Origin of the sequence: Gelidibacter sp., from assembly GCF_039916245.1 — a bacterium.
Lineage (GTDB): Bacteria > Bacteroidota > Bacteroidia > Flavobacteriales > Flavobacteriaceae > Gelidibacter.
On the sequence record NZ_JBDSLS010000024.1, the window covers coordinates 1 to 12,613 of the forward strand.

9 protein-coding genes are annotated in these 12,613 nt (G+C 38.3%); 1 reads left to right on the forward strand and 8 read right to left on the reverse strand.

Annotation, left to right across the window (positions count from 1 at the left end; genetic code table 11):
• Positions 1-66 precede the first annotated feature (66 nt).
• The 6 genes from ABIQ28_RS01395 to ABIQ28_RS01420 form a co-directional block, all read right to left on the reverse strand.
• Positions 67-1,872 carry an acyl-CoA dehydrogenase family protein gene (locus tag ABIQ28_RS01395; protein ID WP_348034959.1) on the reverse strand — a complete coding sequence of 602 codons (1,806 nt, stop codon included), beginning with the start codon at positions 1,870-1,872 and terminating at the stop codon, positions 67-69.
• 44 nt (positions 1,873-1,916) lie between these two features.
• Positions 1,917-2,282, reverse strand: a complete 366-nt coding sequence (locus ABIQ28_RS01400) for a four helix bundle protein (RefSeq protein WP_348034960.1) — start codon at positions 2,280-2,282, stop codon at positions 1,917-1,919.
• 52 nt (positions 2,283-2,334) lie between these two features.
• Positions 2,335-3,528: an acetyl-CoA C-acyltransferase gene (locus ABIQ28_RS01405; protein ID WP_348034961.1), complete on the reverse strand. Its 1,194-nt coding sequence runs from the start codon at positions 3,526-3,528 to the stop codon at positions 2,335-2,337.
• Positions 3,529-3,558: 30 nt separating this feature from the next.
• Positions 3,559-3,915: a four helix bundle protein gene (locus ABIQ28_RS01410; RefSeq protein WP_348034962.1), complete on the reverse strand. Its 357-nt coding sequence runs from the start codon at positions 3,913-3,915 to the stop codon at positions 3,559-3,561.
• 150 nt (positions 3,916-4,065) lie between these two features.
• A complete protein-coding gene (locus ABIQ28_RS01415; RefSeq protein ID WP_348034963.1) occupies positions 4,066-6,459 on the reverse strand; it encodes a 3-hydroxyacyl-CoA dehydrogenase/enoyl-CoA hydratase family protein in 2,394 nt (797 codons plus the stop codon).
• Positions 6,460-6,463: 4 nt separating this feature from the next.
• Positions 6,464-6,916, reverse strand: a complete 453-nt coding sequence (locus tag ABIQ28_RS01420) for a MarR family transcriptional regulator (RefSeq protein WP_348034965.1) — start codon at positions 6,914-6,916, stop codon at positions 6,464-6,466.
• 185 nt (positions 6,917-7,101) lie between these two features.
• Between ABIQ28_RS01420 and ABIQ28_RS01425 the strand changes: the two genes are divergently transcribed.
• A complete protein-coding gene (locus tag ABIQ28_RS01425; RefSeq protein ID WP_348034966.1) occupies positions 7,102-9,036 on the forward strand; it encodes an LTA synthase family protein in 1,935 nt (644 codons plus the stop codon).
• A 30-nt stretch (positions 9,037-9,066) separates the two neighbouring features.
• On the opposite strand, the gene ABIQ28_RS01430 is transcribed toward ABIQ28_RS01425, so the two are convergent.
• Positions 9,067-10,839, reverse strand: a complete 1,773-nt coding sequence (locus ABIQ28_RS01430) for an AMP-dependent synthetase/ligase (RefSeq protein WP_348034967.1) — start codon at positions 10,837-10,839, stop codon at positions 9,067-9,069.
• Positions 10,840-10,960: 121 nt separating this feature from the next.
• Positions 10,961-12,613, reverse strand: a 1,653-nt coding sequence (locus ABIQ28_RS01435) for a phosphoribosylformylglycinamidine synthase subunit PurQ (protein WP_348034968.1), incomplete at its 5' end; no start/stop codon positions are given.

Consider the following 12,613-nt stretch of genomic DNA (forward strand, 5'->3'; position numbering starts at 1 on the left):
AAAAAGCCAATTCAAATGAATGAATTGGCTTTTTTTGTTAATAAAATTTGAGTTAGTCAGAAAATTTTAGAAAGAATATTTGTTTTCAGCTTTTATTTTATCCGCAATAGCATTACGTAAATCGACGATGTCTGGATAATTGGTATATTTCACAAAACGTCTTAATCCCATTAAAAGCATGCGTTGTTCGTCGCCTTCAGCAAATGAAATGATGCTTTCCTTACCATTTTTCTCAACGATAGAAACGGCATTGTATAAATACAATTTTGCCATAGCTATTTGTGTTTCTTGCTCTTTTTCTCCAAAACGTTTGACGTTTTTCTCAGTTCTTAATAGGGTCGATTCAGCCATATAGATTTCGATGAGAATATCTGAAGCCGCTAACAATAACTGTTGGTGGTTATCTAATTCTGGACCATACTTTTGAACAGCAGAACCTGCGACCATTAAAAAGACCTTCTTCAATTTAGCAATCATTTCTTTTTCTTCAGCGAACAACTCAGAGTAATCTGGGGTATCAAAAGAAGGAATTCCCATGAGTTCATCAGCTACAGCTTGAGCAGGACCTAAGAGATCCACATGACCTTTCATAGCCTTTTTGACCAACATTCCTACAGAAAGCATTCTGTTGATTTCATTGGTGCCTTCATAGATTCGTGCAATACGTGCATCTCTCCAAGCAGCTTCCATAGGCGTATCTTTAGAGAAGCCCATCCCACCAAAAATTTGGATGCCTTCATCCGCACAATGTTGGACATCTTCAGAAACGGCAACTTTTAAAATGGAACATTCGATGGCGTATTCTTCAACACCTTTTAATTCAGCTTCTTGATGCGAATTACCGGCAGCTTGACGCATGGCGATACGGTCTTCAATGTTTTTTGCAGCCCTATATGAGGCAGATTCGCCAGCATAACAGTTGGTCGCCATTTCAGCCAATTTCGACTTGATAGCTCCGAAATCTGAAATTCGAGTGTTAAATTGTTTACGTTCATTAGCGTATTGAAGTGCAATCGTTGTAATTCTTCTCTGTGAATCCAAACACGCTGCGGCCAATTTAATACGGCCAATATTCAAGGCATTCATGGCGATTTTGAAACCTTCGCCACGACCCGCCAACATGTTTTCAACGGGAACCACGGTGTCACTAAAAAACACCTGTCTTGTAGACGAGGCATGAATTCCTAATTTATGTTCTTCTTCGCCTAAAGAAATTCCATTATTAAGATCTTTCTCAACGATAAATCCTGTGATATTTTTATCATTTTCAATACGGGCAAAAACGATGAACAAGTTGCAGAAACCAGCATTGGAAATCCACATTTTCTGTCCGTTGATTTTATAAGATTTGCCATCTGCAGAAAGCGTAGCCGTTGTTTTTCCAGAATTGGCATCAGATCCTGCTTCAGGCTCTGTCAAGGCATATGCACCAAACCATTCGCCTGTGGCTAATTTAGGAACGTATTTTTGTTTTTGTTCTTCGGTCCCATAAAGGGTAATTGGCATGGTTCCAATTCCCGTGTGTGCTCCAAAAGCAGTACTGAAAGAGCCTGTACCGCTAGAAATGTATTCACATACAATCATGGTCGATACAAATCCCATTCCTAATCCGCCATAAGCTTCAGGAACAGAAACTCCTAAAAACCCCATGTCTCCAGCCTTATGCATGACTTCTTCGGTCAAAGCATAATCCTTGGCTTCAAAACGGTCTCTATGCGGAATAATCTCACGATCATTAAATTCAATAACCGAATCGCGCATCATTTTTTGCTCTTCGTTGAAATCTTCAGGAGTGAAGACGTCTTCGCATTTCGTTTCTTTCACGAGGAACTGACCGCCTCGGAGTATTTCTTTTTCTTGTTGTGTTTCCATGTTTTTTTGTTTAAGAAAAGAGAAAATAGATAATAGAAAAAAGACTATGGATTTAGTCCATTTTGAAATCCCATCGCCATCCGTTGGAATTCTTCTATTTTTTCTTCAAGTTTTTTTAAATTTTCTTCGTTTATATATTTCCTGTGTTTTTCTACTAAGAGCTGAGTGCCTAATTCAAATGATGAACCGAGCGAAATATCAAGATAGTTACTAAATGATTTATCTGTTTTTGCCGAACCTTCAGCAATGTTGCTTGGTACTGAAACAGAGCATCGACTTATTTGAGACGAAAGATCATAACGTTCATGTTTTGGAAAATCTAGGAGTAAGTCAGAAATGTCATTTGCGATTTCTAGACCCAACTGCCAAATTTTTAAATTCTTGTAATTATGACGCTTTCTAAACCCCATTTTTAAGTCTATAATCTCTTGTCTGTTTTCTTTATTCTATTTTCTTTTCTCTCTATTTCAAAAATTCAAATATCCCACAAGCACCTTGGCCTGTTCCAACGCACATGGTCACTGCTCCATATTTTCCTTGCATATCACGTTTGCGCATTTCATCAAATAACTGCACCGATAATTTTGCGCCTGTACAACCGAGTGGATGACCTAATGCAATGGCACCACCGTTTACGTTTACAATATCTGGATTTAAGCCTAATTCTCGAATTACAGCTAAGGATTGCGATGCAAAGGCTTCGTTGAGTTCAATCAATGATAAATCGTCTTGTTTTAATCCGGCTTGTTTTAAAGCTTTCGGAATTGCTTTTACTGGACCAATGCCCATAATACGAGGTTCTACACAAACAGCGGCATAATTGACCAAGCGTGCAATTGGTTCTAAATTGAGTTCCTTTACCATTTCTTCACTCATGATCATTACAAACGCAGCACCATCACTCATTTGCGAGGAATTTCCTGCAGTCACGCTTCCATTGGCAGCAAATACGGGACGCAATTTTGCTAAAGCAGCTAAATTTGTACCTGCTCTTGGACCTTCATCCTTGGTAACCGTATAAGATCGGGTTGCTTTTTTGCCGTTGGCATCGACATAAGTTTCATCAACGGTTATCGGTACAATCTGATCTTGAAAACGATTTTCAGCTTGGGCTCTTAAAGCTTTCATATGGGATTGATAAGCGAACTCATCTTGGTCTTCTCGAGAAATATGAAATTGGTTGGCAACCGCTTCCGCAGTATTACCCATTCCCCAATAATAATTTTCATGACCTGATTTTACGATGTCGTAATTCAATTCTGGTTTAAAACCTGTCATTGGTACCGAACTCATGCTTTCCGCACCTCCTGCAATAATGCAATCGGCCATTCCAGCTTGGATTTTTGCGGTTGCCATGGCAATAGTTTCAATTCCCGAGGAACAAAAACGATTGACGGTTACCCCAGGAACATCGACACTATCTAATCCAATTAAGGAGATAAAACGCGCGAAATTTAATCCTTGAGAACCTTCAGGCATGGCATTGCCAACCATCACGTCATCAATTCGTTTGACATCGAGGTTTGGCAATTGTTTCATCATGTATTGGATGGTCTCAGCACCCAATTCGTCGGCTCTTTTAAACCGGAACACGCCTTTTGGTGCTTTCCCAACTGCGGTTCTGTATGCTTTTACTATGTAAGCTTGTTTGCTCATAATTTGTATTAAGATTTTGAGTATTAAGTATTAAGACTTTTTGAGTGTTCTTTGAAGTGAGTAATTCATTTTAGTAACTTCAAGGACCTCATTAATAATTGGTCTTACTTTATCTTCAGTTATTAAATCCAATCTTTTAGATAAATATAATTGTGTCAGTAATTCATATGATGAACCATTAGCAATTCCTAGAAATTGCGTGAATTCTCCATTAGTGTTTCGTCCTGCTCCTTCAGCAATATTAGAAGGAATAGATACTGCGCTTCTTCTAAGTTGAGATGTCAATCCAAATTTCTCTTCCTTTGGAAAATTCTCAGTAGCACGATAGCAGTTTTCAGTGATTTCCATTGCTTTTTGCCATATTTTCAACTCTTCGAATCTGTGCATTGTTATTGGTATTAAGATGTTAGTGCCAAGTATTTAGATATGAGTATTAAGTATTAAGAGTAACTGGCTCTATTTTAATGCATTAGAAATTTTAAATAATTTATGATTAAACATCTTTGTACTTAGTACTTGATTCTTGGTACTGAATACTTAGTTCCGCAACGGTTTCCCAGTCTTCAACATATGCTGAATCCTTTCCAAAGTTTTCCGTTCAGTACAAAGTGACAAAAACGCTTCACGTTCTAAATCCAATAAGTATTGCTCATTAACTAAGGTTGGTTCTGATAAGTCGCCACCGGCCATCACGTAAGCTAGTTTATTAGCTATTTTTTTATCATGATCACTAATGTATTTACTATCTTCCATGGCGTCTGTTCCTACCATGAACATCCCTAAAGCTTGTTTTCCTAGTACTTTAATGTCGGTACGTTTGACAGGTTGTGTATAACCCGCATCAGCCATCAATTGCGCATGTGCTTTTGCCGTAGCTAATTGTCGGTCTTTATTGACCACAACCACGTCTTTTCCTTTTTGAAGAATACCCAAATCAAAAGCTTCATAAGCCGAAGTAGATACTTTAGCCATAGCAACCGTTAAGAAGTATTCTTGAAGAATGTTGAGCTCCACGTCGCCTTTTCTAAAGAGATCTTGAGCACGGAGCGCCATTTCTTTAGAACCGCCACCGCCGGGAATTACACCAACACCAAACTCTACAAGTCCGATGTATGTTTCTGCAGCAGCAACAACTTTATCAGCGTGCATGGACAATTCGCAACCGCCACCAAGTGCCATTCCGTGAGGAGCAGCAACGGTTGGGATTGCCGAATAACGCATGCGCATCATCGTATCCTGGAAATATTTGATAGCCATATTAAGCTCATCATATTCCTGTTCGGCAGCCATCATGAAAATCATGCCGATATTCGCACCTACAGAGAAGTTCGCGGCTTGATTACCAATGACCAATCCTGCGAAATCTTTTTCGGCTAAATCGATGGCTTTGTTTAAACCCGCAAGCACATCGCCGCCAATGGTGTTCATTTTAGATTGGAACTCGCAATTTAAAATGCCGTCTCCTAAATCCTCAATAACAACACCTGAGTTTTTGAAAACCTCTTTCGATTTTCGGATGTTGTCCAAAATGATAAAGGCGTCTTGTCCTGGTACTTTTTCTTGTTTTTTAGATGGAATGTCATAAAAGAACGTATTCCCTTCTTTAATGGTATAGAAAGACTTGCTTCCAGATGCGAGCATCTCCTTAACCCAGGTCGCAGGTTCTAGGCCTTCGGCTTTCATTAATTCTATTCCTTTTTCAACACCAATAGCATCCCAAATTTGGAACGGTCCATGTTCCCAACCAAAACCAGCTTTCATGGCATCATCTATTTTGTAGAGGTCATCCGTGATTTCTGGAATTCTGTTGGCAACGTAAGCAAACATGGCTGCAAAGTTCTTTCTGTAGAATTCTCCTGCTTTATCTTTTCCTGAGACTAAAATCGGAAAGCGATCGATCACTTTATCAACCGTCTTTGTCAATTCTAAAGTGGCAAAACGTGCCGATTTTTTATCTCGATATTGAAGTGTATTTAAATCTAAGGTTCTAATGTCGCTGCCTTCTTTTTTGTAAAATCCTTGGCCAGTTTTACTACCAAACCATTTGTTTTCTATCATCGTTTTGATGAAATCAGGAAGTTTAAAAAGCTCGTGCGCTTCATCGTCTGGGCAGTTTTCATATATGCCATTGGCCACATGAACCAAGGTGTCCAAACCAACCACGTCAACCGTTCTAAAAGTTGCCGACTTCGGACGACCGATCACAGGCCCCGTCAATTTATCAACTTCTTCAACCGTCAAATCCATTTCCTTAACTTGATGGAAAAGACTTTGAATACCAAAAATTCCGATACGGTTTCCTATAAATGCAGGCGTGTCCTTAGCAATGACAGAGGTTTTTCCTAAGAATTTTTCGCCGTAATTATTCAAGAAATCCAAAACATCTTGAGACGTTTTAGGGCCAGGAATGATTTCAAATAATTTTAAGTAACGCGCCGGGTTAAAAAAGTGCGTGCCGCAGAAATGCTTTTGAAAATCTTCACTTCGGCCTTCGCTCATAAAATGAATGGGAATTCCTGAAGTGTTCGATGTAATCAGCGTACCTGGCGTTCTGTGTTTTTCAAGTTTTTCAAACACCTGTTTTTTAATGTCCAAGCGTTCTACAACAACTTCCATGATCCAATCCACATCTTTAACCTTTGCGATGTCATCTTCAAGATTACCAGTCGTAATTCTGCTTGCAAAAGATTGGTCGTAAATAGGAGAGGGCCTTGATTTCAGAGAGGTAGTCAATGAGTCATTGACAATTCTGTTTCTAACGGCTTTGTCCTCTAAAGTCAATCCTTTAGCTTTTTCAGCATCATTCAATTCTCTCGGAATAATATCAAGAAGTAATACGTCAACGCCAATATTGGCAAAATGACATGCAATACCGCTTCCCATAATTCCAGAGCCTATAATGGCTACTTTTTTTATTCTACGCTTGCTCATATTATTATAAACTATTTTCTTTTTGATTGTATATATTTTTGTTCGAAATCAAATTATTGATCTTTTCAGCAACTTCATAAAAACCCTTCAGTTGTTCTTCTGTAACATTTTTGCGAATGGCCTCATTAAAGGTCAGTACTTTTTCTTTAGAATAAGCACGTTTTTTCTTTCCAAAATCGGTCAGAAAAATCAAAACCCCACGTCCGTCTTCAGGATTTGGTCGACGTTCAATCAATCCTCGGGCTTCCATCATTTTTAGAGTTCTGGATAAGCTCGTGGCTTCCATGCCCATTTTAGGTCCCATAGAGGTGGATGGCGTGCCTTTTTCCGGATCAATGCTCAGTAGCGCGAAACCTGTAGCCATGGTGCTGTCAAACTTGGAGGCTTCTTCGTTGTACATTTTAGCAACCGCTAACCAAGTGGTTCTAAGGACGTAATCAATGGTTTTATCTTTCATTGTAATTCATAAGGATTCCAAATATACAAAAACTTATTATGCACGCATAGTATATAGCAGTTATTTATCAGTGCTATTTTAAGAGGCCATTTTTGTTGAAAAGTTGCTATTAGGAGTGTCAATTCTGAATTGGTTTGAGCGTTATTCGTACTTTTGCAGTTATACTAACATTACATTTGTTCTACATGAAGTTGTTCTTTAGAAAGCAGGAATATTTAATTTTACTTTACCGTCTGTTTTTAGCCTATATCTTTTATTTCATTGCTCGGTTTTTGTTCTTTCTATACAATTATGGGGTATTGGAAGTCCATTCAATAAGTGACTTTTTTAAACTGTCATATTATGGATTGGCTTTTGATACGGCGGCGATCTTATATGTTAATGGTCTTTTTATTTTGTTGTCGATTGTCCCACTTCGGGTAACGACGGCTTCATGGTATCGAAAACTGTTGTTTTACGTCTATTTTATTACCAACCTGATTGCTTACGCACTCAATTATGCTGATTTTATTTATTACAAATTCAATTTTGCACGAACGACATTGTCGGTTTTGGATGTGTTGGAGAATGAAGCCAATAAAACAGCCATGTTCTTTAGGTTTATGTTAAGTTATTGGCACGTGTATATTCTGTTCATTGTGGTGATTATTCTTTGGATTTACTTATACAAACGTGTTAAACTAACACCTTCCAAACAGCGACTTTCTAATGGGGTATATTACTTATCTTCTATAATAGGTTTTATCGTCATTGGGCTTCTAATTGTTGGAGGCATCAGAGGCGGGGATTTTAAGAAAAGCACACGACCTATTAATTTAGTAGATGCGAGTAGGCATGTAAAAAAAATGGAACAGGCCGATTTGGTTCTGAATACTACATTTGCTTTTATAAGAACATTTAATACTAAAAGCTTTAAAAAAGTAGCGTATAATATTTCTGATGAAGAGATTCAATTCTACATAAAACCGATTAAAGAGTACCATACCAACCCACCTACAAAACCTAATATTGTTGTGATCATTACCGAAAGTATGGGTAGGGAATATATTGGTGCATTTAATAAAGACATGGGCATTGAAAATTACGTGAGCTACACGCCTTTTTTAGATTCGTTATCGCAGCACAGTCTTATTTTTCCGAATGCTTTTGCGAATGGAAGCAAATCTATTCATGGGATGTCTTCTGTTTTGGCAGGGATACCATCTTTTGCCGACGCATTTACCTCTTCCAGTTATTCTAATCAGGATATTCAGAGTTTGGTTTCGGTTTTAAATGATTTGGATTATGACACCTCATTTTTTCATGGCGCTCCCAACGGATCGATGGGCTTTTTAGGTTTTAGTAATATTCTGGGCTTTGATTATTATTATGGGATGGAAGAATATGGCAATGACGACGATTTTGATGGGAGTTGGGGAATTTGGGATGAGCCTTTTTTACAATTTATGAAATCGACTTTGGATGAAAAGAAACAACCTTTTTTCAGCACGGTTTTTACGGTATCTTCTCATGAGCCCTTCAAAATTCCTGAAAAATACAAGAATAAATTCCCGAAAGGACATGTTCCAATGCATCAACCTGTGGGATATACGGATTACGCCTTTAAGCAGTTTTTTGAAGCCGCTAAAAAGGAGCCTTGGTTTGATAATACCATATTCGTGATTACTGCCGATCATCCTAATCAAGTGTATTACGATGAGTATAATAAAGTGATTAATAGACGTGCCATACCAATCATGTTCTATAAATCAGATGGTAGTTTGGTTGGAACAGATACCGATTTGGCGCAACAAATTGATATTTATCCCACTTTATTAGATGTGATAGGCTATGATCAACCGTTTAGAAGTTGGGGTAGGAGTTTAGTTGCAAAAGATGATGTAGCGCCTTTTGCAATTAATTATAATGCGGCACAATACCATATGTTGCGTGGAAATTACATCTGCACTTTCGATGGAAAAGTGGCCACAGGATTTTATGACATTAATGATAAAAGCCTTGAAAATAATTTGATTGCCCATAAAACTCCTGAAATGGAGGCCACAGAAATAGCGTGTAAGGCATTTTTGCAAGATTATTTTGAGCGGATTGTGGACAAGAAACTGGGTAAGCAAAAATAAAAAAGAGCTTCAATTTGAAGCTCTTTTTGTTTACGGTCTATAGATCTTTTCAATAAGATTCTTATACATTTCTTTGATAACCTTACGTTTCATTTTCATGGTTGGTGTCAAATGGCCACCTTCAATAGTCCAAATATCTGGGGTCAATTCAAATTTCTTGATTTGTTCCCATTTTCCGAAATGTTCATTGGCCTTGTCTATTTCTTTTTGGATGCGGTCCAATACAATTGGCGAACTTTCAATGGAATCATTATCTAATTTGATATCCAGGTTTTTATGTTTGATCCAATCTTTGATGAATTCAAAATCAGGTTGAATCAATGCTGCTGGCATTTTCTCACCTTCACCAATCACCATAATCTGTTCAATAAAACGCGATTGCTTTAATTCGTTTTCTATAAGGGATGGTGCCACATATTTGCCTCCCGACGTTTTGAACATTTCTTTTTTACGATCCGTAATCTTTAAAAAACCGTCAGCATCAATTTCTCCAATATCTCCCGTATGGAAATAATCGCCAGACATTACTTCTTTTGTTTTTTCAGGTTCTTTAAAATAGCCCAACATGACATTCGGACCTTTTACAAGAATTTCGCCATCTTCAGCGATTTTCACATCAACATTGTCAATGACGCGGCCAACCGTACCGACTCTAAATCCACCATTGCGCGCATCATTTACAGATATTACCGGAGAGGTTTCGGTTAAGCCGTAACCTTCCATAATAGGCATCATTGCAGCAGCGAAAGTCCGTGTAAGTCGCGGTTGTAAAGCGGCACTTCCAGAAACCATTAAATCCAAATGACCGCCAAGACCTTCTTTCCATTTACTGAAAACAAGTTTTCTGGCCAATTTAAGTTGGGTTTCATACCACCATCCGTTGGCGCCATAAGGTTCATATTTAAGACCTAATTCGATGGACCAAAAGAACAGTTTTTTCTTGATGCCGGTCAATTCGCTTCCTTTGGCAACAATTTTATCATATACTTTTTCATAAAGTCGTGGCACCGCCGTCATGACGTTTGGTTTGACTTCCATTAGATTTGCGCTCATCTTTTCAATGGATTCTGCAAAATAAATTTCAACGCCACAATATTGATACAGGTACAAGATCATGCGTTCAAAAACATGGCAAACTGGAAGGAAACTTAAAGCTTTGGACTTTCCGTTTTCAAAAGGTACACGCTTTTGACTATCGAGCACGTTGGAGACTAGGTTTTTATGTGACAGCATCACGCCTTTAGGTTGGCCTGTAGTACCGGAAGTATAAATTAAAGTTGCTAAGTCATCTGGTTTTACAGCCGCCATTCGCGCTTCTACCTCATGTTGATTGCTCTCATCTTTTCCTAATTCGAGAACTTCTTTCCAGCTTTTGGCACCTGCAATAGCGTCAAAAGTGTACACTTCTTTAAGTTTGGTGTTGGCTTTTATAGCGTTTACTTTAGCTAAAACTTCTTCGTCCGAAACAAAACATAATATAGATTCTGAGTGGTTAAGGATATATTCATAATCGTCCTCAGAAATGGTTGGATAGATGGGTGTGTTTTGAGCACCAATTTGTAAAATGCCGATATCCATAACGTTCCATTCGGTTCTGTTATTGGTGGAAATTACCGCTATTTTGTCGTTTGGTTGGATGCCTAAACGCAACAAACCACGGCTAATAGTATTGGCTTGATTGATATATTCTTGAGTTGAAATAGGTTGCCACTTACCTTCATATTTTGTAACGAACGCTTTATCAAGATTATAATGTTTCAATTGATATCTTGGGATATCAAAAAGTTTGGTGATTTCTGTCATCGGATATATGAAGTTTAGTCTGTGCAAAGTATGAAATTAAATAGGATTTTCAAATACGGACCAAAAAAAAGGGGTTTTTAGTAATAAAAACCCCTTTTCGATATTAATTTCAATAATTGTTTTATTGTTTTTCAATCCATTTTCGAGCATTAACAAAAGCTTCCAACCACGGCGAAACTTCGTCTTTTCTGCCTTCTGGATAGTGTGCCCAGTTCCATTGGAACGTAGAACGCTCAATATGTGGCATGGTCACTAAATGTCTTCCGGTTTTATCAGACATCATCGCGGTGTTGAAATCGGAGCCATTTGGATTTGCTGGATACGCATCATAGGCATATTTGGCAACAATGTTATACTGGTCTTCTGAAAGCGGTAAATTGAATTTCCCTTCACCATGTGAAATCCAAACCCCTAAAGTGCTTCCTGCTAAGCTGGATAACATGACGGAGTTGTTTTCTTGAATCGTTACCGTAGTAAAGCCACTTTCGTGTTTTTTAGAATTGTTATGGAGCAACTTTCCATGGCTTTCATGATCTGGATTAACCAACTCCAATTCCATCCAGAGTTGTGCGCCATTACATATTCCTACGGACAGGGTATCTTCTCTTTTAAAGAAATTCTTTAATGCCGTATTAGCTTTTTCATTATACAAAAATGCACCCGCCCATCCTTTTGCAGAGCCTAAAACATCAGAGTTAGAGAAACCGCCGACGGCTCCGATAAACTGAATATCCTCTAAAGTTTCACGTCCAGAAATCAAGTCGGTCATATGAACGTCTTTGACCTCAAATCCTGCGAGATGCATGGCATTTGCCATTTCGCGTTCAGAGTTGGAGCCTTTTTCTCTTAAAATGGCTGCCTTTGGTCGCGTAGGGTCAAGTCGTGTAGGGTCAAGTTGCGACTTGACCGTACCTAGTAAATCATCTAGTTTTCCTGTGAAATGTTCTGGGAATTTAAAATGTAACGGTTGGATTTTATAATTGTCAAAACGATGTTTCGCCAGGCCGTTTGCTGTTTGTTTTTGATCAAGTAGATATGAGGTTTTATACCACATATCTCTCAATTTTGAAACCGTCATCGTAAACACGTCGCTTCCATTAATGATACTTAGGAAATCGCCTTCAACAACATGTCCGATCTTGAAAAACTCTACATTGGCCTCAGTAAGAACTTTTTCTGCGGAAGCGTCAGTCGTTTGAAAAACAATCCCTGCGTTTTCGGCAAATAGAATTTTAAACGAATCTTTTTCACCTAAATCACTAAGATCCAATTCAGCGCCCAGATTGTTATCGGCAAAACACATTTCTAATAAGGTCGTGATCAATCCGCCAGAAGCCACATCATGTCCTGCAACAATTTTGCTGTCCTTGATGAGTTTTTGAATGGTATTGAAAACGGTTTTAACGTAAGCAGCTTCTTTTACATTCGGTGCTTCATTTCCGATTTTATTAACAATTTGCGCGAACGAGCTGCCTCCTAATTTAAAATCGTCTTGCGAAATATTAATATAGTAGATATTTCCTGAATTTCTTTTCAAAACAGGCTCAACCACCTTGGTAATGTCGCTACAGTTTGCTGCTGCAGAAATGATCACCGTTCCTGGAGAAATAACGTCTCCGTTTGGATATTTTTGCTTCATTGAAAGCGAATCTTTTCCTGTTGGAACGTTGATTCCTAAATCAATTGTAAAATCAGAAACTGCTTTAACAGCGGCATAAAGTCGGGCATCTTCTCCCTCGTTTTTACAAGGCCACATCCAGTTTGCTGAAAGTGA

Bases quoted from the DNA above. Each gene is read 5' to 3' on its own strand.
- ABIQ28_RS01395 (WP_348034959.1), bottom strand. From the start codon at position 1,872: ATGGAAACACAACAAGAAAAAGAAATACTCCGAGGCGGTCAGTTCCTC.
- ABIQ28_RS01405 (WP_348034961.1), bottom strand. From the start codon at position 3,528: ATGAGCAAACAAGCTTACATAGTAAAAGCATACAGAACCGCAGTTGGG.
- ABIQ28_RS01425 (WP_348034966.1), top strand. From the start codon at position 7,102: ATGAAGTTGTTCTTTAGAAAGCAGGAATATTTAATTTTACTTTACCGT.
- ABIQ28_RS01415 (WP_348034963.1), bottom strand. From the start codon at position 6,459: ATGAGCAAGCGTAGAATAAAAAAAGTAGCCATTATAGGCTCTGGAATT.
- ABIQ28_RS01430 (WP_348034967.1), bottom strand. From the start codon at position 10,839: ATGACAGAAATCACCAAACTTTTTGATATCCCAAGATATCAATTGAAA.
- ABIQ28_RS01400 (WP_348034960.1), bottom strand. From the start codon at position 2,282: ATGGGGTTTAGAAAGCGTCATAATTACAAGAATTTAAAAATTTGGCAG.
- ABIQ28_RS01410 (WP_348034962.1), bottom strand. From the start codon at position 3,915: ATGCACAGATTCGAAGAGTTGAAAATATGGCAAAAAGCAATGGAAATC.
- ABIQ28_RS01420 (WP_348034965.1), bottom strand. From the start codon at position 6,916: ATGAAAGATAAAACCATTGATTACGTCCTTAGAACCACTTGGTTAGCG.